19 protein-coding genes and 1 tRNA gene are annotated in these 22,664 nt (G+C 66.7%); 13 read left to right on the top strand and 7 right to left on the bottom strand.

Going from position 1 to position 22,664, the window contains the following annotated elements:
• Positions 1 to 2 precede the first annotated feature (2 nt).
• Positions 3 to 539, bottom strand: a complete 537-nt coding sequence (locus ITJ57_RS00900; protein ID WP_056780487.1) for an FHA domain-containing protein — start codon at positions 537 to 539, stop codon at positions 3 to 5.
• Positions 536 to 1,282: a DUF3662 and FHA domain-containing protein gene (locus ITJ57_RS00905; protein ID WP_194668431.1), complete on the bottom strand. Its 747-nt coding sequence runs from the start codon at positions 1,280 to 1,282 to the stop codon at positions 536 to 538. Before ITJ57_RS00905 ends, ITJ57_RS00900 begins: the two co-directional genes overlap by 4 nt.
• Positions 1,283 to 1,520: 238 nt before the next feature.
• Here ITJ57_RS00905 and ITJ57_RS00910 point away from each other — a divergent pair.
• A tRNA-Leu gene (locus tag ITJ57_RS00910) sits at positions 1,521 to 1,607 on the top strand.
• Positions 1,608 to 2,095: 488 nt separating this feature from the next.
• Here ITJ57_RS00910 and ITJ57_RS00915 read toward each other — a convergent pair.
• Both ITJ57_RS00915 and ITJ57_RS00920 read right to left on the bottom strand, forming a co-directional pair.
• Complete coding sequence (locus ITJ57_RS00915) at positions 2,096 to 2,752, bottom strand: response regulator transcription factor (RefSeq protein ID WP_056780485.1); 657 nt, start codon at positions 2,750 to 2,752, stop codon at positions 2,096 to 2,098.
• Positions 2,733 to 4,019: a sensor histidine kinase gene (locus ITJ57_RS00920; RefSeq protein WP_194668432.1), complete on the bottom strand. Its 1,287-nt coding sequence runs from the start codon at positions 4,017 to 4,019 to the stop codon at positions 2,733 to 2,735. Before ITJ57_RS00920 ends, ITJ57_RS00915 begins: the two co-directional genes overlap by 20 nt.
• Before the next feature lie 292 nt (positions 4,020 to 4,311).
• Between ITJ57_RS00920 and lanKC the strand changes: the two genes are divergently transcribed.
• The 4 genes from lanKC (at position 4,312) to ITJ57_RS00940 (ending at position 11,438) form a co-directional block, all read left to right on the top strand.
• The gene (gene lanKC, locus ITJ57_RS00925; RefSeq protein WP_194668433.1) at positions 4,312 to 6,918 is read left to right on the top strand and encodes a class III lanthionine synthetase LanKC; all 2,607 of its coding nucleotides are present in this window, start codon (positions 4,312 to 4,314) and stop codon (positions 6,916 to 6,918) included.
• A gap of 145 nt (positions 6,919 to 7,063) precedes the next feature.
• Positions 7,064 to 7,786, top strand: a complete 723-nt coding sequence (locus ITJ57_RS00930; RefSeq protein ID WP_194668434.1) for an ABC transporter ATP-binding protein — start codon at positions 7,064 to 7,066, stop codon at positions 7,784 to 7,786.
• 161 nt (positions 7,787 to 7,947) lie between these two features.
• On the top strand, positions 7,948 to 9,711 hold the full coding sequence (locus ITJ57_RS00935; RefSeq protein ID WP_194668435.1) for an ABC transporter permease: 1,764 nt from the start codon (positions 7,948 to 7,950) through the stop codon (positions 9,709 to 9,711).
• Positions 9,708 to 11,438, top strand: coding sequence for an ABC transporter ATP-binding protein (locus ITJ57_RS00940; RefSeq protein ID WP_194668436.1), 1,731 nt, complete (start codon positions 9,708 to 9,710; stop codon positions 11,436 to 11,438). Before ITJ57_RS00935 ends, ITJ57_RS00940 begins: the two co-directional genes overlap by 4 nt.
• Positions 11,439 to 11,828: 390 nt before the next feature.
• Here ITJ57_RS00940 and ITJ57_RS00945 read toward each other — a convergent pair whose 3' ends face one another.
• Positions 11,829 to 12,998, bottom strand: a complete 1,170-nt coding sequence (locus ITJ57_RS00945) for a low temperature requirement protein A (RefSeq protein ID WP_228506413.1) — start codon at positions 12,996 to 12,998, stop codon at positions 11,829 to 11,831.
• Between the two features lie 65 nt (positions 12,999 to 13,063).
• On the opposite strand from ITJ57_RS00945, the gene ITJ57_RS00950 reads away from it, so the two are divergent.
• Positions 13,064 to 13,384 (top strand): ABC transporter permease, encoded by a 321-nt coding sequence (locus tag ITJ57_RS00950; protein WP_194670236.1) that lies wholly within the window; start codon positions 13,064 to 13,066, stop codon positions 13,382 to 13,384.
• A gap of 10 nt (positions 13,385 to 13,394) precedes the next feature.
• On the opposite strand, the gene ITJ57_RS00955 is transcribed toward ITJ57_RS00950, so the two are convergent.
• The gene (locus tag ITJ57_RS00955; protein WP_194668437.1) at positions 13,395 to 14,360 is read right to left on the bottom strand and encodes a LacI family DNA-binding transcriptional regulator; all 966 of its coding nucleotides are present in this window, start codon (positions 14,358 to 14,360) and stop codon (positions 13,395 to 13,397) included.
• A 154-nt stretch (positions 14,361 to 14,514) separates the two neighbouring features.
• Between ITJ57_RS00955 and ITJ57_RS00960 the strand changes: the two genes are divergently transcribed.
• The 6 genes from ITJ57_RS00960 (at position 14,515) to ITJ57_RS00985 (ending at position 21,102) form a co-directional block, all read left to right on the top strand.
• The gene (locus ITJ57_RS00960; protein ID WP_194668438.1) at positions 14,515 to 16,032 is read left to right on the top strand and encodes a mannitol dehydrogenase family protein; all 1,518 of its coding nucleotides are present in this window, start codon (positions 14,515 to 14,517) and stop codon (positions 16,030 to 16,032) included.
• A complete protein-coding gene (locus tag ITJ57_RS00965; RefSeq protein WP_194668439.1) occupies positions 16,029 to 17,033 on the top strand; it encodes an L-idonate 5-dehydrogenase in 1,005 nt (334 codons plus the stop codon). Before ITJ57_RS00960 ends, ITJ57_RS00965 begins: the two co-directional genes overlap by 4 nt.
• A gap of 75 nt (positions 17,034 to 17,108) precedes the next feature.
• Positions 17,109 to 18,500: an MFS transporter gene (locus ITJ57_RS00970; protein ID WP_194668440.1), complete on the top strand. Its 1,392-nt coding sequence runs from the start codon at positions 17,109 to 17,111 to the stop codon at positions 18,498 to 18,500.
• A 29-nt stretch (positions 18,501 to 18,529) separates the two neighbouring features.
• Positions 18,530 to 19,771 carry a D-mannonate dehydratase ManD gene (manD, locus tag ITJ57_RS00975; protein WP_194668441.1) on the top strand — a complete coding sequence of 414 codons (1,242 nt, stop codon included), beginning with the start codon at positions 18,530 to 18,532 and terminating at the stop codon, positions 19,769 to 19,771.
• Positions 19,772 to 19,832: 61 nt separating this feature from the next.
• A complete protein-coding gene (gene rarD, locus ITJ57_RS00980) occupies positions 19,833 to 20,735 on the top strand; it encodes an EamA family transporter RarD (protein ID WP_194668442.1) in 903 nt (300 codons plus the stop codon).
• Positions 20,736 to 20,820: 85 nt separating this feature from the next.
• Positions 20,821 to 21,102 (top strand): hypothetical protein, encoded by a 282-nt coding sequence (locus ITJ57_RS00985; protein WP_194668443.1) that lies wholly within the window; start codon positions 20,821 to 20,823, stop codon positions 21,100 to 21,102.
• Positions 21,103 to 21,195: 93 nt separating this feature from the next.
• Here the strand turns inward: ITJ57_RS00985 and ITJ57_RS00990 are convergent, their stop codons facing one another.
• Positions 21,196 to 21,810, bottom strand: coding sequence for an amidase domain-containing protein (locus ITJ57_RS00990; RefSeq protein ID WP_194668444.1), 615 nt, complete (start codon positions 21,808 to 21,810; stop codon positions 21,196 to 21,198).
• Positions 21,811 to 22,023: 213 nt separating this feature from the next.
• Here ITJ57_RS00990 and ITJ57_RS00995 point away from each other — a divergent pair, with 213 nt between their 5' ends.
• Complete coding sequence (locus ITJ57_RS00995; RefSeq protein WP_194668445.1) at positions 22,024 to 22,662, top strand: hypothetical protein; 639 nt, start codon at positions 22,024 to 22,026, stop codon at positions 22,660 to 22,662.
• Positions 22,663 to 22,664: the final 2 nt, after the last annotated feature.

Consider the following 22,664-nt stretch of genomic DNA (forward strand, 5'->3'; position numbering starts at 1 on the left):
GGTTACCGCCGCAGCTCGAAACTGGTCTGGCCGACCTTGACAGGGGTGTCGAGCGGGATCTGCGTCGGGACACTCACGCGCTTGCCGGCGAGGAAGGTGCCGTTGGTGGAATCCAGGTCCTGGACCATCCACTCGTCGTTCCAGAGCATGAGCCGTGCGTGATGGGTCGAGGTGTAGTCGTCGCGGATGATGAGCCCCGAGTCGGCCGACCGGCCGATGGTGATCGGCTCGCGGCCGAGGGGCAGCTCGGTGCCCTGTTTCGGACCGGAGACGATGACGAGGCGGGACGTGTTGTCGACGGTCGCACGCGCGGGTGTGCCGTTCGAGCCGCTCGGTGCCGGCCGGCTGGGAGCCGGCGCGGTCGCCGCCCGCATCGGCTGCGGCGGCGTGGCCGGCGCACCGTTGGACGACTGCGGTTGCGGCTTGCGGGTGCGCGGACCGAAGAGGTCGGTGCGGAGGGCGTAGACGATGCCGAAGACGAACGTCCAGAGCAGGAGCAGGAAGCCGATGCGGAGGACCAGCAGGGTCAGTTCGCTCACGCGCCGTCTCCCCACGAGTCGCTGAAGGACGACACGTCGTGACGCCGGGTCGCGTCGCTCATCCGTCGGTCCGATCCGGCGGCCTGGGCCACGACCCGGAAGACGATCCTGGTGCGGCCGATCTCGATGACGGCGTCGGGGGAGAGTGCCGCCTGGCGGAAGGGCTGGCCGTTGAGCTTCGAGCCGTTGGTGGAGCCGAGGTCCCGCGCCTGTCCGGCGTTGCCGTCCCAGAGGATCTCGACGTGCTTCCGCGACGTGCCCGTGTCGGGGATGGTGATGTCGGCCTCGGTGCCACGGCCGATGACGGTGCGGGCCTGGGTGATCGGGTAGCGCTTGCCGCCGATGTCGAGCACGGGCGCCCAGGTGACGGAGCCCTTGAGGTTGACGCTGTCGATCTGGACGAGGCCGTCGGGCAGGGAGCGGTCGCCGGACAGTCGGATGGTCACCGCGCCGGGGAAGGAGTAGCCCTGGCTCTTGGCGTGCTTCTGGACGAGCGAATCGAGCTCGTCGATGAGCGAGGGCCCGATGGCGTCCATGCGCTCGAAGTCGGTGGGCGACATGCGGACGGTGAACTTGTTGGGCACGAGGATGCGGTCGCGGGAGACGACGGCGGCCTTGGTGTCGAGTTCGCGTCGGAGGGCGCTCGTGATCTCGACCGGCTGGAGTCCGGACTTGAAGGTCTTCGCGAAGGCGCCGTTGACGGCGCGTTCGAGTCCCTTCTCGAAGTTGTCCAGAATGCCCACGGTCTCTCGATTCGTGTCGGTGTCCTGGCAATGTTAGACGGTTTGGCTGTACAGGAGGCCAATCGACGCCGGTGCCGACGCCAGGTGTTCACCCGCTCGGCAGGCCGGGATCGGGCCCTGTGGAGGAGCCTCGTGGCCGTTTCGTCCCGCTCTGGCGCGGATCTCCGGTGTTCTCCGCCGTGGGTTCCGCGTGCTATCCTCGATAAGTTGCCGCGAGAGCGGTGACGTCTGGTGTCTCGCGCGAGTGGCGGAATTGGCAGACGCGCTGGCTTCAGGTGCCAGTGCTCGAAAGGGCGTGCGGGTTCAAGTCCCGCCTCGCGCACCAGGGCGGTTCACGTAAAAACGCGAATCAGTTCATGAAATTCGAGTTCGGCGGTTGCCTCGGTGAAAATCGAGGCAACCGCCGCTTCATTTTCGGGCCTCAGCGTGGTTCGTGACTGAGTTCTGCTGCAGGACGCGTCCGCACAGTCGGCGACGGCTCGAACAACAGTTCCGTGATTGATACCGGGACCCGCAACTCCCGAGTGATCGCCTCGAAGGTGGGGGTGGTTTCCTTCTTCATGTGGTGGAGCTCGCGCCAGCGCTCGGTGATGACGTTGGTGACTGAGCGGACGACCTTCTCCTTCTTGAACTTCTCCGAGAGCTCGTCGGCTGCTTTCGTGAGATGCTCACCGAACGCATCGGACCATTGCGCGGCACGCCACAGCCGACCGCAAGCGGATGGACTCCGGGTCGGGGCCAAAGCTCTGAAAGTTCTGGAGCGTGAGTCTTTCCAGGAACATCGTGCCTCTTTCTGCGGCGCTGTCGGGGAGATCAGGGGGTACGTGATGCCTGCAGGTACGTGAGCACTGCTTTCACACGCCGGTTCTCATCTACGGGGCTCAGGCCGAGCTTCTGGAAGATGCGTCCGACGTGCTTACCGACCGCGGGGTCGCTGAGCACGAGCTTCTCGGCGATGGCGGCGTTTGATTGGCCGTCCGCCATGAGAATGAGGACTTCGGTCTCCCGTGGCGTGAGCGTATCCAACGGGCCGGGGTGTGCGCTGCTGAGGAGGTGCTGGACCACATGAGGGTCGATAGTCGTCCCCCCGCTGGCGATGTTCTGCAGTGCGCCGGCGAAGTCACGCACCCGGTTAATGCGGTCCTTGAGCAGATACCCGACGGCACCTTCGGGCAGTGTGAGGAGACGGCGGGCGTTCATGTCCGCGAGGTACTGCGAAAGGACGAGGATCGGCTGGTGCGGGTGCTGCTCCCGGATGCGAAGGGCGGCCTGCAGGCCGTCGTCCTTGTTCGCGGGTGGCATGCGGACGTCGGTGATGATGATGTCGGGAGCACTGTCCAGTCGCGCGTACGCTTCCTCCAGCTGGGGTGCCGTCTCGGCGGCGCCCACCACCGTGTGGCCCAGCCGCTCGAGCAGAGCGATGAGTGCTTCACGCAGTAGCGCTGAGTCCTCAGCGATCAGTATTCGCATGCAAGGCGTTCCCTTCTTCGGGTAGGGGGAGGTCCATTCGCAGGACGGTGGGTCCGCCGGCGGGGCTTGTGACTTTCAGATGACCGTTGAGAGCCTCTGCACGTTCGGTGAGTCCTCGTAGTCCGGTTCCGTTCCGTTTGTCGGCACCGCCTGTTCCGTTGTCGGTCACGGTGACGATGAACGTCTTGCCATCGGTGCCGGTGGCGACCACGACGGAGGAGGCGGATGCGTGCTTGGCGATGTTCGTGAGGGCCTCTGCGACCAGATAGTAGACGGTGGTCTCGTGTGCGGCGGGGAGATGAACGCTGGGGTTCCCTTCGACGGTCACTCGAATGTCGCTGCGCTCAGCGAGCTCCTCGAGGGCCGCGCGGAGTCCGTAATCGGTGAGTACTGAAGGGTGGATCCCGCGGACCGTGTCACGGAGGGTCGTCATCGCATGCTCCGCCTGAACCTGGGCTTCGTCGACCGCTCGCAATAGCTGAGTGGTGTCAGTGCCTCTCGCGGCGAGCTCGTCCACTTCGAGGCCGATCATCCCCAGTCGTGCGCCGAGTGCGATGAGTTCTTGCTGTACGCCGTCGTGCAGGTCCCGTTCGATGCGACGGCGCTCCGCGTCTGACGACTCGGCGAGAGCACGGCGCGAGTTGATGAGACGCTGAATGTTCGCGTCGACGCCGCGTGCTTTCGGCCCGCACAGGAGTCGCAACACACATGCTTGACCAGTTGCGAGACACGCGTTGATGTAGCCGAACAGGATCAGCACGACGAGGGTGATGAGCGCGACTGGCCACCAGTTTGTGGGGGTCATAACCCCTTCGGCGTCTCCGAAAAACTGGGTCGGTGTGGGTCCGGTGATACCGGCGGCAGCGACCATGCCGAGCGCCAGAAGTGTGATGGCCTCGAAAAACAGCACGATGAGTGCGAGGAGAGCGCAGACAAGGTCCCAGATGAGCGCCAGTGCCTCGCGCCACGTCGCACGTTCTGTGAGGCGGATGTTGATCCAGTGGTGACGCTCGCTGGCATCGACCGCGGCGTGGTCGCTCATCTGCACGGGGAACCCGAGGAGGCGTGTGCGTCGGCGCTCCATGGATCCGAGGACGAGACCCCAGAACGGCAACAGTAGGAATGTTAAGATCACAAGCGGGACGAGAGCTGCTCCAACGAGCACACTCAGCATCAGGTAGATGAGTGCCCGCCACGGCCAGCGGCTGAGAACGAAGCGCCACGGGGGCAACCTCATCGCCTTCCACACGTGACCCGCCGTCGTCATGGGTCCAGCCTAGGGATCCCCCACGCCGGGCATCGCCAGCGGCACCGAAAGGTATAGCCAGCCCTACCTCGAAGAGTAGGGCAGGACTCATCGTGCGGGTGCCCAGGGCTGAGATTCGATGGACGTCAGGCGCCACCCACCAGGAGGAGTCAGCCAGGAACGCAGCGGAAGGAGATGCCATGACAGACAGCCGATGTCAGGCATCGTCAACGCTCGGGGCCTCAGCGACAGAGCCGGTGCGGGTCGCCCGGACCAGTCAGCCAGGTGAGGCCTGATGTACCGCAATCACTCCATGCTGCGGTTGCAGCACTGCACGCCCGGCGAGGCGTACTACGAACAGTCGACCACCGCTGCATCGGTTCGCCACTTCTCACACCCCGCGCCCCCCACCTGGTCGCTCTCGAAGTTCGGCCCATGGGCGACGCTTCACCCGGACGATGGTGGCGTTCTCCCGCGCCAGGGGTGGAAGGTACACGTCAGCACTCGCCCGGAGCAGGCGCGAGACGCGCTCCGCATCGTCGGCGACATCTGCGTCGAGCGTGGTGTCCCCTTCAAGTACCTCTCTGACGAGACCGAACTGCGCCGAACCAGCATGAAGTACGCCAACCGTGGGTCGGCAGGCAAGTTCATCACTGTCTTCCCCCGCACCGATGAAGAATTTTGCGAACTCCTGCCACTGTTCGATGAGGCTCTTCGCGGATTCGACGGCCCATACATTCTGTCGGATGTGAAGTTCGGCGAGAGTCCCGTCTACTTCCGTTACGGCGCCTTCTTCCTGGACCGCTTCGAGCATGCGGACGGTTCGGCGGGCTACGCCATTCAGAGCCCAGACGGAGAGAAAGTTCACGACAGTCGCGCCGCCGTCTTCACGCTGCCGAGCTTCGTTGATCCCCCGGCCCTGATCCGTGAACTTGTCGAGGAGCGACTCAGTCCGACGCCGGGGGTGTTGGAAGAACTTCTGCATCCGTACGTCGTGCGCTCCAGCTTGCATTTCAGCAATGCCGGCGGTGTGTACCTTGCTGACGCCGGATCAAGTCAGGTGGTCTTGAAGGAGGCGCGGCGATGGTCAGCGTACAGCTCGGACTCCGCCGACGCGACCTCGCGGCTGCGGAGTGAACACCGGGCTCTGAAGCAGCTCGCCAGCGTGGGCGCCGTCGTCAACGCCATCGAGTACCGGGTTGTCGGCGACCATGAGTTTCTCGTCGAGGAGTACATTCCCGGGCTCACGCTCCAATCCTGGGCAGCCAGCAACTATCCGTTCAGCACGGAGGAGACTGTCCTCGCCGACTACGCTGCACGAGCTCTGCCACTCGCCCGGCAGGTGATCACCGCGGTCGATCAGATTCATGATGCAGGCTGGAGCATTCTCGACCTGCAGCCGAAGAACATCCTGGTCGACGGCGATCGTGTCCGACTCATCGACCTCGAAGCCGCCCGTGAGATGGATGCCTCGGCGGTCGGCAGTATCGGCACCCCGGGCTTCATACCCCACGCGCAGACTTCGAACCGTGACCGCGACAGGTACGCGCTCGCTGCCGTTGTCCTGCACTTGTTCTGGCCGTCGCTGGCCGGGGCGTTCGACCCGTCCGTGCTGACCTACCGGGCACAGAAGGTTGCGGAGCAATTCCCGGAAGACGTCGCGGACCTCGTCAACACCTTGGTCGACGCTGTGCCCCCGGACGCGATGGCAACGTCGCACCCGTACCGCCACGCCACAGGCCTTGCTCTCACTCCAGGGAGACAAGTCTTGGAGCAGGTGTGCAACGGCATCGAAGGAACCCGACGTGACGGACCCCGCCGATTCCCCGGGGACGCGACACAGTTCGCAGACGGAGCCGGCGCCTTACTGAACATCGAGACGGGAGCCGCAGGCGTGATCCTCATGCTCGCAAGAGCCGGCCGCGACGTCACGCAGGACCACAGATGGTTGAGCGCGCGCCTTCGAGAAGTGGAGGACATTCCGTTTCACGGTCTCCTCCGCGGAACCGTGGGCATCGCGGCCGCACTCGCCCAGCTCGGCGACACTGCAAGTGCCGAAGTGATCCTCGCGGCTGGAGAGGTAAGCGCCGACCCCGGACTTGACTTATCCGTGCGGAGTGGCTTGGCAGGCACGATCCTCGCTCTGTGCGATGCTGCCTTCGCGGACACAGACTCCGCTCGCGACATGCGCGACCGATACGCCTCGTTGCTCGCCGCCCGTGTCACAGGCGGAGGGGACCTCCGTAGCCCTCACTCGGAAACCGGTAACACCATCGGGTTGTTCGACGGGTGGTCGGGTGTCGGAATGGTCTGCCGCCAGCTCGCGGAAGTCACCGGGGACGCCTCCTGGGATCACCTGATGCACCTCTGCTTCCAGCGCGAGCTGCAGCAGCTCACCGAAGCGGACAACGGGACCCTTCGAGTGGACTACTCGCGTGTCTCCTACGGCTACCTGTCGGAGGGTGCCGCGGGGATCGCGTTCGCTCTCGCACAGTGCGCGCCGACCCACTACCGGGACGAGATCGCACGACTCGCTCAGACGGTCGACGGCATCATCAGCATGAACGGCGGCCTGTTTCGGGGGACTGCTGGCATCGCCTGCGCGCTCCTGTCCGCTCCGCTCTCTTATGGGGGCAGCGAACGGGTCCGGTTGATGTCCTTCACCGCCGAGAACTTCCTCTTCCGTGGGAGCGACCCTGACGTGCTGGTGATGCTCGGAGACAACGGATACCACCTCTCCGCGGACTACTCCACGGGAGCTGCCGGCTACGTCGGCGCGCTCCTCGCCTTATTCGAAGAGAACCCGGACGACTGGTTCCCGGTGACTCTTCCCAGACCACTTGACGATGACATGGAAGGAGGTGAACACAATGAGCGCATTGCTTTCTTTGCAGGGCCTGTCGAACGAGTCCGGGCCTGAGGTCGGTGTCTTCGGATCCGGCATCAGCATGTGGTGTGACGGCGACAACCGCGGTATCAGCATCTCCTGCGGACCGAACTGATACACGGACGTGTGGGGCGCGCGGCAACGCGCGTCCCACCCTTCTTCTACGAAAGGGCAGCACATGCTCACAGCAACCGGACTCGGGCACACGTTCTCGAACGGGCGGGTGGAGACGCTCGCGCTTGACGGTGTCAGCTGCGCATTCGAGCCTGGTTCGTTCACCGCCATCATGGGCCCGTCTGGCTCCGGGAAGTCCACCCTCCTCTACTGCCTCGCCGGTCTCATCCGCGCGTCAGCGGGATCCGTCACCTTCGACGCCACGGAAATGACCACCGCGAAGCAACGTCAGCTCGATCTTCTCCGACGTGACGAGTTCGGTTTCATTTTTCAGAGCTTCAATCTCATCGATGCTCTGACAGCGTTGCAGAACGTCACACTGCCCTCCCTCTTTGGGGGAGCGGCGATACCGCGTGAGCAGGCCGCAAATGCCCTGGCCAACGTTGGGCTCTCTGAGAAGGTCAAGTCGTACCCGGCAGAGCTTTCCGGTGGGCAGCAGCAACGCGTGGCCATCGCACGCGCCCTCGCTCAGACCAGGCGCGTGATCTTCGCCGATGAACCGACTGGAGCGCTGGACCGCAAGAGCGGTTTCCTGGTGATGGACCAGCTTCGTCGGTTCCGGGACGTCGGCACTGCTGTTGTCATGGTCACTCATGATCCCCAGATCGCTGCATACGCCGACCGGGTCCTGTTCCTTGTCGACGGGCGACTCGTGGACACGATGGACGCCCCGACTGCGGAGGCCGTCAGCTCTCGCATGACGGGGCTGGAAAGCGCCGCGCGATGACTGTGGCTCAGCAGCTACCCGTCTCTCTGGCGTTCGTGCGTCGCCATCGAGCGGCGTATGTCGGGGTCGCCATCCTTCTCAGTATCGCCACGGTCGTCGCGACTGCGGAGATGGTCTTGTTCACCGGCCTTGCAAGCGGGCAGGCGGTCCGGATCGATTCGATGTCGGAGTTCGATGCCCGCGTCGTTCGGGCTGCTGTCAGCGCATCGCAGGGCATCCTGCAGGTCATGTGCTTCACCACGGTGGTGATCGCACTCGTGCTGGTCTACTTGGGCTTCCGGAACATGCTCGCCTTGCGGCGCAGAGAACTCGGCCAGCTTCGTCTCGCAGGAGCGAGTGTGTTGCGCGTTCGCGTGATGGTTACCGGTGAGGCGTTCGTCTTCGCCACGTTGGTCGTGATCCCGAGTGTCCTCATCGGTGGGCTGCTCGCCCACCCCTTCTATCTCCTGCTCCAGGCCGTGGGCGTGTTCGGGAAGACCCTGCGGGTGGATTTCGGTTTCCCGGTCCTCACTCTGGCCCTGGTCGCGGGAGGGATGATCCTCTGCTCTATGGTCGCCGCGTGGTTGAGTCTTCGCTCCAAGCAGACCAACGATGTTCTCGCCGCTCTCGAGGCGTCTGCTACGGGCACACAGGGCAAGAAGATGAGCGCGATTCGTATCGTCATCGCAGCCGCGTCCGTCGTCGGGCTCGCCGCATTCCTCATTTTCATGCCGGACACCGGGAGCGAGAACCCTGTCGCCTCAATCATCGTCCCGCTGCTGATCATCTTCCCCCTCGGCGCACTTGCACCAGTCCTCGTTCCGGTGGTCGCGCGAGCGTTGGGCTGGCTCCTCAGGCCCCTGATCGGCGGCTCGGGTGTCCTAGTCGCGCAGCGCGCCTCCCGCGACTCGCAACGGTTCGCATCCAACGTCCTCCCGCTGCTCATCCTGATGGGCGTCATGGGCGGGTTCGCCATCGGTGCAGGGCCTGATCAGGCGACCATGCAGGATGACTATCACTCCAAGCTGGATGCTGACCTCATCGTCGAGCCGTCATCCGTCAAGGACGCCGACACCGTCACCGGCGACATCGGGAATATGCAGGGCGTGAACGCGGTGGTACGTTCCGCAGCAACTACCCGGCTCATCGAACAGGGGCGCGCGGACGGCACCTTCCTCACCGTTTTCAACTTCGTAGACCTCGACGCTTACCAGGACGTCTTCGAGACGGACGTTACAACAGGCGACTTCGACAGCGCCGGTGGCGCGGCCGTCGTCTCCACACGGGAGAGCGACAAGGTCGGAGACACCGTCACGGTCGAGGCACCGAGCGGAACCACGGCCACCCTCACCGTCGCCGCCGTCATCACCTCCCGGATCTACACCGGACTCCTCGTCGACTGGGAGATGCTGCAGACCCTGGACCCGGAGGTGTGGGACATCCGTGTGTTCGTGAGTGCGGACTCCGCCGCCGTCTCCGACATCACCGCGCGCGTCGACGACCTCGCCCCGACGATGACGAAAGACGAGTTCATCCAGACGCGTGTCGAGCTTCGCCAGAGCAACGCCGCCACCGGAAACATCGCCTTGTTCGGCACCATCTATGGTCTCGCCATCGTCGCCATGATCCAAGGCCTCACCGCGTCCGTCATGAATCGCCGGGGCGAGTTCCGACTCCTGAGCCTGCTCGGGATATCCCGCGCTCGGACGATAGGCACACTGCTCTCAGAAGCCCTCGTTCTCATCGTGTCCAGCGGTGTGCTGCTTGCCGGCGCGTTCGCCTTCATTGCATGGCGATATCTCGCGCAAGACCCGACGAAGATGGCCACCGCTGTCGGCGCCATTCCATGGGGCGACATCGCTCTCACGTTTGTGGGTATGGGTCTCCTTTTCACCGCCACAGTTTTCATCGCCGCCGTGGTCGCGACCAGGAACACCCAGCGATGATCCGAAGCAACACCCTCCGAGACTTCATCCGACGCCATCGTTGGCGACTCGGAGGACTGGTGGCGCTGTCCCTCGTGGGGGCGGGGCTGGGGCTTGCCCAACCGTTGCTGCTGCAACAGATGTTCGATGCCTTGACTTCCGGGTCAGTGCCGCTTCCTGCGGTGCTGATCCTGACTACGGTGGTTGTCGCTCAGGCGCTACTCGCCGGGGTGGAGTCGTATGCTCTTGCTCGCACCGCACACGACCTCATCCTCGAACTGCGGACACGCGTGTCGGCACGCATCGTGTCGTTGCCAATGAGTCGCGTGCAACGGGTGCCACAGGGTGAGTTCCTCTCTCGAATGATCTCCGACACCGCCGCCTCATCATCCGTTCTGACGACGGGTGTATTCAAACTCCTCGCTGCGGTCGTCACCTTCGCGGTCGCGGCCGTCCTCATGGCCACCATCGACCCGATTCTGTTCGCTCTGTCGTTGGTGATCACCGTTGTTGCTACGGTGCTGTCCACCGTCATGGGGCGACTGGTGCGCTCAGCGTCCGGGAGAACTCAGGCGGCGACCGCGACGCTCGCAGGCAGCTTCGAACGCACGCTGACTGCGCTGCCGCTGATCCGAGCCTACGGAGTGGGCGGACAGCAGCTTGCCCTCATCGCAGCCGACGCTAGTGACGTCAGGACGAACGCAATCAAGGTGGCGCGGTTGGGTGCATACATGCAACCAGTCATGACCCTCGCCACCCAAGCACTCCTCATCGTCACGCTTGCTCTCGGTGGCGTCCGAGTCGCTGAGGGCAGCCTGTCACTCGGAGGGCTGATCGCGTTCATGATGTACCTCATGATGATGGTCGGACCGGTCTCTCAGGTCGGTTCGACGTTCGTGAGCATTCAGACGGGACTTGCGGCGATAGACCGCGTCGATGAAATTGTCTCCGCGCCGCAAGAGAGCGATCTCCTGTCGGATGGCACTCACGCCGACTTGGGGTGCGCGGATGAGGTGCTCGTCGAACTCGAGAGCGTTACTTTCGAGTATCCGCAAGCGTCGGCCGGGTCGGCGACTCGCATCGGGCCGCTCGATGTCACGATCCGTGACGGTGAGCACGTCGCTCTCGTGGGCCCGTCCGGGTCTGGGAAGTCCACCGTGTTCGCTCTTCTCGAGAGGTTCTACGAACCCAGCAGTGGCACCATACGGATGCGTGGAGTGCCGGCTCACGACGGCCCGCTCGGTGATTACCGAGCTCGTATGGCGTGGGTGCCGCAGAACTCGCCGCCGGTGGGGGGAACCGTTCGAGACAATCTCGACATCGAGCACCGCGGCCTTCCGGACAGTGCGCTCTTGCAGACGTTGGCGGACGTGGGGCTGTTCGCCAGCATAGGCGGGGACGTCCTCGACCGACCTGTCGCAGTGTCAGGTAGCAACCTCTCAGGAGGTGAGCGGCAGCGGCTGGGTGTTGCCCGAGCGTTGCTCTCTGACCGAGAGATGCTGCTCCTTGACGAACCGACATCGAGCCTTGACGCCATCTCCGCCGAGGGACTGTCGTCGCTGCTGCGGGAGCGTGCGCAGTCGAAGACCATCGTTATGGCCTCCCACCGTCTGGCGGAGGTACGCGACTTCGACAAGATCATCGTGATGGAGCACGGACGCGTCGTGGACGTCGGTGCGCACGACGAGCTCCTCGACAGATGCGAGCTCTACCGGACGCTGTGCGCGCAGCAACACGTTCCTGCGTGAAGGCAACGTTCATGGCAGCATGAGCACACGACCCAGGGCATGAGCGTCATGACCGAGAGACGACGAGCACCCCGTGACTCTCGAGAGCGCGCACGAGGTGCTTCATTGGGCCGGACTCGAGCCCCCATTCGTTCCGCACTTGCCGCGCAGCCTCTTCTGGCGCGGTGTCATCTTCTACAGCCAGAACGTCGATGGAAGGGATGTCCACCTCGGGGAACTCGACGTGCTTCTCCACTGCCTCGGCAACATCGGCGGCGAGCAACCCGTACGAGGGGGAACTTGTCATCGACCTTCTGACCGACAATCATGTCCGAGATGATGGTCGGCAACCAGTGGATGTGACACGAAGGCCCCCGAGGAATCGGGGGCCTTCGTCGTGTCCGGGGTCGCTCAGCGAGCAGGCTCCCGTCGCTCGCGGACTCGTTGCACCTCGAGGACGACGACCGCGACCCCGACCGCCGTCGCCGTCCCGAGCACGGTCACGATCGGGAGTGCCGCCGACGCGAGGACGATCGCCGCAGCGACGAGGAACAGCGCGGAGGCTCCGGTGGAGATCCGCCCGCGGAGGAGTACGAACCACACCGCGACCATGAACACGGTGACCGGCACCGTGAGCGAGAACGATGCGTCGGCTGCGGTGAGATCCTCACCGGCCTCGGTCAGGAGGTCGAGCTCCACCTCGATCCCCGCCGAGACGGCGCCGGCGGCGGCGAAGACGAAGTAGTGCGCGTACCCGAAGGCGAAGCCCTGCCGTGCTGACGTCAGTCGATCCGCCTGCTCGCGACTGAAGTACATCCACCACATGCCGGCGGCGAGGACGATCCCGGCGACGGCGAGGCCCACGAGGCCATCGATGCGGCGGTCGGCGTTGGCGGCGTCGATGATGGCGTTCGCCGAGCCGAGCAGGCTCTCACCGAGCAGGATCAAGGTGAAGAGTCCGTACCGTTCCGCGACGTGGTGGGGGTGCCACGGCGTGCGGTGGACCCGCTCGGCCCACACGGGCACCAGCACCTCGAGGAGCATCGCGGGCCAGAAGGTCCAGAACTGCCCCTCGATCGGCAGGGCCAGGCGTGCCACCCAGAGCACCTGCACCAGGCTGATGCCGATGGCGAACCGGAGGGCGACGGCCCGCTGCTCCGGGTCGGACAACGCGAGCCTGACCCACTGCGCCACCATCGCGAGGCGCATGATGACGTAGCCGACGGTGATGATCGCCCAATGGCCTTCCGCCATGGCGTCGTGCACGCCGGCCGCGAGGACGAGGACACCCGCCATCTGCACGATGGTGGTCAGCCGGTAGAGCCAGTCGTCGGTGTCGAACGCGGACGCGAACCAGGTGAAGTTCATCCACGCCCACCAGATGGCGAAGAAGATCATCGCGTAGGAGATGGTCGTCTCCGCGGCGTGGCCCTCGACGATGCCGTGGTGGAGGTTCTGCGAGGCCTGCGAGACGGCGACGACGAAGACGAGGTCGAAGAGCAACTCGAGCGGACTCGCGACGCGGTGGCCCTCGCCGGGGTCGCGGCCGGACATGCGGAGGAGGCCCAGTCGGTTCAACATGGTCTCAGTGTGCCCCCTCTCCGCATGCCAAGGGCGCAGTCACGGTCCCGCTCGGCGGTGTCAAGCTGCTCGGGTTCGGATACCTGCTCGCGACCCGGCTGTCGAACCCGGATGTCGCGATGCAGTTGGCGTACCTGCTGCCGATGCTGGCGCTCGTGACGTCGGGGGCGCTCTTCCCGCTCACGGTGCTCCCCGAGTGGGTCGCTGGGCTCTTCCGTGTCCTCCCCACGACCTGGATCGTCGGCACGCTCGACGCGATCCTCTCGCAGACGCCGCCACCGGCACCGCTCGCGGTGATGTGGGGGCTGCTCGCGGCCTGCGCGCTCGTGGCGGGTCTCGCCGTCGGACGGCTCCACCGGTGGGGCGGGCGCGAACGCGTGGCGTGATGCCGGCGGGTCAGGACCGACGCGGTGGCGCCGTCGACTCGCGGACGATGAGTTGCGAATCGAGACTCGCGACCGACCGCGGGGCGGCACCGGTCATGGCTCGCACGAGGACCTCGACCGCGAGTGATCCGCAACGGTTGATCGCGAGCCGGACGGTCGTCAGCCCGGGCTGACGGATCGAGGCCATCTCGATGTCGTCTGTCCCGATGATGCTGAGGTCCTCCGGGCACCGCTTGCCCAGGGTCCTGACGCCGGATTCGATGCCGAGGGCGACGAGGTCGTTGTAGGCGATGACCGCGGTCGCACCGCTCGCGACGATCGTCGCCGCTGCGGCCAGACCGCCCTGGATCGATGCCGCCTGATGGCCCAGGCGGGTGAACTCGATGTCGAGGACGGCGCAGGCTGCGGCGACTGCGTCCCCACGACGCAGATCCGCCCAGGAGTGCTCGGGCCCGGCGGCGTAGGCGATGTGCCGGTGTCCCAGCGCGGCCAGGTGCTCGACCGCTTGCCGAGGGCCGCTCTCCGTGTCCATCACCACGTAGGGCAGTCCCTCGATGATTCGGTTGACCACCACGACGGGGGTGTCGCCCACGAGTGCACGGATCTCGTCGTCCGGGAGTCGGGGGGAGCAGAGGAGCATGCCGTTGAGCTTCCGCGCCAGTTCGAGCTGCTCGTGCTCCCGGTGCAGGTCCTCGTCGGTGTCGAAGAGTACCGGTCGGTGCCGCCCCTGCCAGGCCTGGGCGTGGACGCCTTTGAGGAGCGTCGCGTACACGGGGCTCGCGACGTCGGGGACGATGACGCCGAAGGTCTTCTCGGCCGTCGCGCCGTTCGGGTTGGCATACCCGAGGTCCGCCGCCGCGCTCAGGACCCGTTCGAGCGTCGCGTCGGCGAGCCGGTCCGGTTCGCCGAAGGCCCGCGATGCGGTGGCGATGGAGACGCCGGCGTGACGGGCGACATCGGTCAGGGTGGCGGTCACGGTTGATCCTTCGCGGGGTCTGGTCTACTCATGATGCGGCATGCCCGCGCCATGAAACTACTTGACAAACTTTGTACAAACCAATCAGAATCGCTTTCATGACGATCGATGCGGATCTCCGCCAGCCGATGCTGCAGCGCCCCGAGGCTACGCGATGACGGGCCCGATCGGGCGACTCGGTGCCGGTTCCGCCCCGCAGGCCGGACACCCCGCACCCTCCGCCGCCGGTGTCCTGCACCTCGGCCTCGGCAACTTCCACCGGGCCCACCAGGCCGTGTACACGGCTGCAGCCCTCCGAGCCGGGGGCGACGACTGGGGCATCATCGGTGTCGCCTCGCGCTCCCGCACGGTCGTCGACGCCATGCATGCGCAGGACCTCCGCTACACCGTCGCCGAGATCTCGCCCGGCGGGACGGCGATCACCGTGCCCGCCGTGCACACCGACGTCTTCGTCGCCGCAGCAGACCCCGAGCGGGTCGTCGCCGGTCTCGCCGACGAGCGCATCCGGGTCGTGACGCTGACCGTGACGGAGCACGGGTACAGCACCGCGCCATCGACCGGCCTGCTGGACCTCGCTGACCCGCTCATCGCCGCCGACCTGCGCGGCGGTGCACCCCGGACCACCATCGGCCAGCTCGCCCGCGGACTGCAGCGGCGCGCATCCGGAAGCGGTGCCCCCGTGACGATCCTCAGCTGCGACAACCTCAGCGAGAACGGGGCCCGCACCGAGGCGCTCGTCCGGACCTTCCTCGGCGAACTGCCCGGCTCGGAGGGTGCGGAGGCGCTCGCCTACCTCGACAGTGCCGTCGCCTTCCCCTCCAGCATGGTCGACCGCATCGTGCCCGCCACGACCGCCCAGCTGCGCGACCTCGTGTCCGCGCGCCTCGGCGTCCGTGACGAAGCGCCCGTCTCCGCCGAACCGTTCACCATGTGGGCGATCGAGGACCGCTTCGCCGCCGCACGCCCCGCCTGGGAGGCCGGCGGTGCGGTGTTCACCGACGAGGTCGGAGCGTACGAGCAGATGAAGGTGCGGTTGCTGAACGGGACGCACTCACTCATCGCCTACCTCGGCGCGCTCCGCGGGGCCGCCACGATCTCGGAGGCGATCGCCATGCCCGACGTGGAATCGGCCGCGCGGTCGATCCTCCACCACGAGTACGAACCCTCGGTGCGGTTCCCAGCCGGGGTCGACGTGGACACCTACGAGGCGCAGCTCTTCGACCGATGGGCGAACCACGCCCTCGGGCACCGCACCGCGCAGGTCGGCACCGACGGCTCGGTGAAACTCCGCCAGCGCATTCCGGAGCCCGTCCTCCGCAGCCTCGACAGTGGCTCGACACCGCATCTGATCGCGCTCACCGTCGCGGCCTACCTGTCCTGCATCGCCCCGATGCCCGGATTCGACCCCGGTCCGCACGCGCGGGCCATGGTCGACCCGGCCCGCGAGGAACTCGCCCGGCTCGCGGAGGCCTCGACCGACGGCGCGCAGCTCGCCGACCGGGTGATCGCCGGGCTCCACCTCTTCGGGCAGGACCTCGCCGAGCGGCCGACGTTCATCGCCCGAGTCGGCGAGCTGATCGACACCATCGCGCGACACGGCGTCGACGCGGCGATCCACGACAGCGTCGCCGCCACGGTCCGACCGACCACCACGACAGGAGCCCACCGATGAAGACGCTCGCGATCCACGGCGCAGAGGACATCCGCTGGGAGGACACCGACACCCCGGAACCGCGCGACGGCGAGGTCCGCTTGCGGGTGCGGTACGTCGGCATCTGCGGATCCGACCTGCACTACTACTTCCACGGCGCGAACGGCGAGTACGTCATCCGCGAACCCCTCACACCCGGCCACGAACTCTCCGCCGAGGTCGACGCGGACCCGTCCGGTCAGCTCGCCTCCGGCACCCGCGTCACCGTGCACCCCGCTCGCTACGGCCCGAGCCTGCCCGGACTCGAGGACCGCCCACACCTGCGACGGGGAGGCGACTACCTCGGCAGCGCCGCAGCGGACCCGCACCGACAGGGCGGCGCAGCGGAGTACCTGATCGTCGAACGGTCGATGGTGCGGGTCCTGCCCGAAGCGCTCCCGCTCCAGCGCGCGGCGCTCGCCGAACCCCTGGCCGTGGCCATGCACGCGGTCGGGCTCGCCGGGGACCTCCGCGGTTCCCGGGTCCTCGTCCTCGGCGCCGGCCCCATCGGCCTGCTCGTGATCGCCGCCGCCGTGCGTGCCGGAGCGACCGCGGTCACGGCGAGCGACATGCGGGAGGAGGCCCTCCACCGCGCCGCCACGGTCGGGGCGGAATCCCTGCTCCTCGTGGGGCGCGATCCCGTCGCCGACGAGTCCGCCGACGTCGTCTTCGAGTGCTCCGGTGCGCCCGTCGCCCTCACCCAGGCGGTGCGTGCCGCGAAGCGAGCCGGAACGATCGTCCAGGTCGGCATGCTCCCCGACGCCGACAGCCCGATCAACCTCGCGCCGATGCTCGCCAAGGAGCTCACCATCCGTGGTGCGTTCCGGTTCTCGACCGAGATCGAGGACGCGATCGCCTTCCTCACCGAGAGCGACCTCCTCGACAGCGTCGTGACCCACGTCCTCCCCGCCGAGGAGGCGGTCGACGCGTTCGCCGTCGCCCGCGACTCCTCCCGTTCCGCCAAGGTGCTCCTCGCCTTCTGAGCCCCACCCGACCGCTCCACCCCCACCGCTCCACCTCCACTCCCGCTTCATCCCGTAGGTCCGAAGGAGTACCTCATGTCAGACCCGAAATCAGCAGTCGCCACCGGCGACCCGACCGCGAACCGTTCCGTCCGCGACCTCGTCCGGGCGGCCATCTCCGGCTGGCTCGGCACCGCGCTCGAGTTCATGGACTACCAGCTCTACTCGCTGGCCGCCGCGCTCGTGTTCGCCGACCTCTTCTTCTCCAACGAGGACCCGGCCATGGCCGTCGTCGCCGCGATGGCGACCTACGGCGTCGGGTACGTCGCCCGCCCGGTCGGGGCCTTCTTCTTCGCCCGGCTCGGCGACAAGACCGGCCGGACGAAAGTCCTCTTCTACACGATCCTGCTCATGGGCCTGTCGACGACGCTCATCGGCTTCCTGCCCACCTACTCGCAGGTGGGTCTCCTGGCGCCGATCCTCCTGGTGCTCCTGCGGATCGCGCAGGGCTTCGGAGCGGGCGCGGAGATCTCGGGTGCCGGCGTCATGCTCGCCGAATACGCTCCGGCGAAACGACGCGGCATCATCGCCTCGCTCGTCGCACTCGGTACCAACTGCGGCACCCTGCTCGCCTCGGCGCTCTGGGCCGGCCTGCTCCTGGCGTTCAGCGAGGACGAGGTCATCGCCTGGGCCTGGCGCATCCCGTTCATCGGCAGCGTCGTGATCATGCTGTTCGCGGTCTGGGTCCGCTTCAACCTCAAGGAGAGCCCGGTCTTCGAGGAGCGCGACGACGTCGTCGACGGCAAGGCGCTCACCAAGCAGGAGACGATCGCCCTCGCGACCGAGACCGGCAACCTCCGCACCCTCGAGGCGATGAACCGCAAGCCGATCAAGGCGTTCAGCATCGCGCTCCTGCTGCGCTTCGGTCAGGCGGGCAACTCGGGACTCGTGCAGACGTACCTCATCAGCTACATCACCGTCGTCCTGCTGCTCGACCGGTCGATCGGTGTGAACGCTGTCATCGTCTCCTCGCTCGTCGCCTTCATCACCGTGCCGCTCTCCGGCTGGCTCGGTGACCGCTACGGACGGAAGCGCATGTACATGGTGTGGGCGATCATCGCGCTCATCGTCATCGTCCCGACCATGCTCATGATCCACAGCAAGGAGACCGCCCTCGTGTTCGTCGGCTACGTCGTCCTGCACAACCTGGCCGTGATGAGCTTCGCATCGCTCGAGAACCTGACCCTGCCGGAACTCTTCGGTGCCCGGAACCGCTACACGTACACGGCGATGGCCCGGGAGATCGCGGCGATCGTCGCGACCGGCGCCGGCCCCGTCATCGCCGCCGCCTGGGTGTCCGCCGCCACCGGCTCCTTCATCCCGATCATCATCATGCTCGGCGTCTTCACCCTCTGCGCGCTGATCGCGTCCATCTGGATGCCGGAGGTCGCCGGTCGCGACCTCACCGACCCGCGCGACGCCATCTGAAAAGCCTCGACCTCCTCGAAAGGAACCCCATGAGCATCGAACGCGCGGACGTCATCGTCACGAGTCCCGGCCGGAACTTCGTCACCCTGAAGATCACCACCAGTGACGGGGTGGTCGGCTGGGGCGACGCGACTCTCAACGGGCGCGAGCTCGCCGTCGCGTCGTATCTCGGCGACCACGTCGCGTCGATGCTGATCGGGCGCGACGAGGACCGCATCGAGGACACCTGGCAGTACCTGTACCGCGGGCCGTACTGGCGTCGTGGACCGGTCACGATGGCGGCCATCGCGGCGGTCGACATGGCCCTTTGGGACATCAAGGCGAAGAAGGCCGGCGTGCCGCTGTACCAGTTGCTCGGCGGGGCGAGCCGGTCGGGCATCCGGGCGTACGCCCACGCCTCCGGCACGGACTACCAGGCGCTCGCGAACGCGATCACCGGCTATCAGGAGCTCGGCTTCACCGCCGTGCGCGTGCAGACCGGCGTGCCGGGGCTCGGGCAGGTCTACGGGGTGTCAGCCGCAGGTCCCGGCGTCCGCTACGACTACGAGCCGGCGAAGCGAGCGTCCGACGGCTCGGCCGCGACGGCACCGACCGAGGAGTCCTGGGACACGGCCGGGTACCTCGCGCACATGCCGGGCGTGTTCGAGCAGATCCGTCAGGACTTCGGGACCGGACTGCGGATCCTGCACGACGGACACCACCGCATGTCGCCGATCGAGGCCGCACGGTTCGCGAAGGACATCGAACCGTACAAGCTCTTCTGGCTCGAGGACTGCACCCCGGGGGAGGACCAGACCGCCCTGCGACTCGTCCGCCAGCACTCGACCACGCCGTTGGCGATCGGCGAGGTCTTCAACTCGGTGTACGACTACCAGACCCTCATCACCGAGCGCCTCATCGACTACGTGCGCTCAGCGGTGACGCACACCGGCGGCATCACGGCGATGAAGAAACTGCTCGACTTCGCGGCGATCTACGGGATCCGGTCCGGCATCCACGGCCCCACCGACATCTCGCCCATCGGGATGGCCGCGGCCCTGCACCTCGACCTCGCGATCCACAACTTCGGGATCCAGGAGTACATGCCGCACAACGAGCAGACCCTGGAGGTGTTCCGGACGTCGTTCACCTTCGACGACGGGTTCCTGCACCCAGGCGAGCAGCCCGGACTCGGCGTCGAACTCGACGAGGACGCGGCTGCGGCGTTCCCGTACACGAAGGCGTACCTCCCGGTGAACCGGCTGACGGACGGTACCGTCCACGACTGGTGAGTGGCGCCCTCGGCGGCGCCGGATCTCCGGTGCGCGGCCGACGATAGGGTGAGGACCCGTGATGGCCGCCCTTCCCCCTGAGCACCGCGAGACGACGCCTCGCGGGGTCCTCGTCTCCGTCGTCGCCTCGTTCCTGTTCGCAGCGCTCTTCTTCCTGCCGCCGCTGCTGGAACCGTTCGAGGCGAACGAGATCTTCGCCTGGCGGGTGATCGCCACGGTGCCGGTGCTCGCCGCGCTCGTGGGTGCGTTCGGCTGGTGGCGGGACGTCCGCGACATCGCGGTCCGTCTCGTCCGCCGGCCGCTCCTCGTCCTGGTGATCGTGCTCGACGGGCTTCTGCTGTCGGTACAGCTGTGGCTGTTCGGCTGGGCACCGCAGACGGGCCACGGGCTCGAGCTCGCGCTCGGCTACCTGCTGATGCCGCTGGCCATGGTCGTGGTCGGCGTCGTCCTGCACCGGGAACGCCTCGCCCCACTGCGCATCGCCGCGGTCGTCGCCGCGGCCGTCGGGGTCACTGCGGCGATCGTGGTCGCCGGAGGACTGTCCTGGGCGACCATCGCGGTCGCGGTCGGGTACCCGGTGTACTTCGCGATCCGTCGCCGCGCCGGGATCGACTCCATAGGAGCGTTCTGCTTCGAGCTGCTCGTCCTGGTGCCCGTCGCGGTGGTGCTCGCGCTGCAACCGTCGTCGCTCGACGTCCTGACCGACCACCCGCAGCTGGGGTGGGGGATCCTCCTCCTCGGCGTGATCGGCGGCGTCGCCCTCGTGCTCTACCTCGTCGCGAGCCGGCTGCTGTCGTTCGGCGTCTTCGGGCTGCTGAGCTACCTGGAACCGGTGCTGCTGGTGCTCGTCGCGGTGCTGCTCCTCGGGGAGTCCCTGACGCTCACCGACGTGTTCGTCTACGGGCCGATCGTGCTCGCCCTCGTGCTGCTGGGCCTCGAGACCGCGCGCCGTCCGACACGCTGAGCACCGGTCCGCCACCGGCGCGTCGTCACGAACCTGTGAAGTCAAGCCTCCAGGCGTCTTCCACTCGGCCGCCTAGCCTGAGGGCATGGTTACGAAGCATGCTCCAGCAGTGTCGCTCGAGTCGCCGTTCCCACGTGTCGAGGATTCGGCCGAGCGTCATCATGTCGTCCCGATCGGGACCCGCCAGTGGCGGATCTCGAACGACGCCGACCCGTCATCGCCCGAATGTCGTCTCGCCTACGTGGAGGCGCAGGGCAGCGGGTACGACGTCCTCATCGTGGCGCCCAGCCCGCCCGAATGGCTCCACGTCGACACGTTCGACGAGGCGAAGCGGGCTGCCGTCCGGCGCCCGTCCGTCCTGCTCTGAGTCGCTCCACCAACGTTCATTCGCCCATTCTTGGGCGACGGAGTGTTCGTTCGCCCAAAGATGGGCGAACGAAGGGGATGCGCGAGCGGAGCTTCAGCTCGCGGGCGCTGCGAGGTGCCAGTAGGTCACGCGCGCTCCCGGATAGGTCTCGGTGATCGCGTTCGTCACGGACCGGTAGTGGCTGTCGAGCGTGTGGCCGGCGAAGTACACCTGTCGGTCGGCACCATCGCCCACGATCCTCGTCACGATGCCGGTGTGATCCTCGTCGCCGGAGTCATCCCAATCGAACTGGACGATGTCGCCGAGCTGCAACGTGCTGAGGTCGGCGGCGGCGACTTCCGTCGCACGTTCGGGGTGGGCCCGGAGATAGCGCTCGAACAGTGTCGAGCTCACCCATGCGTCCGAATACTCGTGGTCGCCGTCGGCATCGGTGTCGAACGACCAGTCGTCATCCATCTGCCACCCGCGAGCGATGAGTGACTGACTGGCGAAGTTGACGCAGTCGGAGTCCGGCAGCGAGCCGAACTCGGCGTCGTTGTACGAATTCCAGTGCGCGTGCACGTAGTCGAGCTGCGCCTGGATCGACGCGTCGTCGGAGCGCTGCTCGATCTGCTCGGGCGAGCATCCCGACAGGCCGATCGCCGCGGCCGCCACGGTGACCGCCGCGAGGATGGCGCGAAGGCGCCGCGTGATTTCCGAGCCGATCATCAGACCAACGTTAGGCGTGGCCTGCTGGGGGAACCGTGTGGGTCGGTCCGCTCGACACGATGGCGCGGGGTCGTTCATCGGTCGCGGTGACATCTGAGATCATGCAGTGTCGCCTCGACGGCGCGCGATCCGTCGTGTCCCGTTCCGAAGCACGACGCGGTTGCCTGCTCCGGGAGCAGCCGCGTGAACCGCGCCCGGACGAAAGGGCTCCCCGTGACCCAGAACTCGCAGTCGTCCGCGACTCGACCAGCGCTCGGCGCAGGCCTGGTGACGGTGATCATCGCGGCGTTCATGCTGCAGATCGTCGGCTACGCGGCGCCGCTCGCGCTGCTGATCGGTGCCGGCACCGCTCCATTCGCGGCGGCCGTCGAAGACGAGCTGAACGCTCAAGGCTTCACCGGTGAAGACCTGCTCGAGGACGGGTACATCGACGACCTGATGCCCTCGCCTGCAGAAGCTCGTGCACAGGCGAACGCCACGCTCACCGCGGCCTCGTCGCTCATCCCGTTCAACACGATCATCAGCGAAGAGGGCGAATGGGAGGAACTGGCGTGCTCCTCAGCTGCTTCGGACGGAAGCGAGGTCTCCTTCGCGCGCTCGATGAAGACGTTCGAGGTCTCTCCCGGCACGAGCGAGTCGTCGGAGCAGACGATCGCCGACTCGTTCGCAGACGAAGGCTGGCCGGTCTCCCTCGGCGGTACCGACGAGCCCACCTGGGTCAGCTTCGACCTCTCGGAGTCGGCCGATGCGATCGACCTGCAGAGCTTCGACGATGCCCTCGGTGTGCAGGCGTACACCGAGGGGGACCGGGAGTACGTGGTGCTGATCTCCGACGAGGGCTGCTACCGCTGACG

The organism is Plantibacter sp. VKM Ac-2880, assembly GCF_015351235.1.
Taxonomy (GTDB): Bacteria; Actinomycetota; Actinomycetes; order Actinomycetales; family Microbacteriaceae; genus Plantibacter.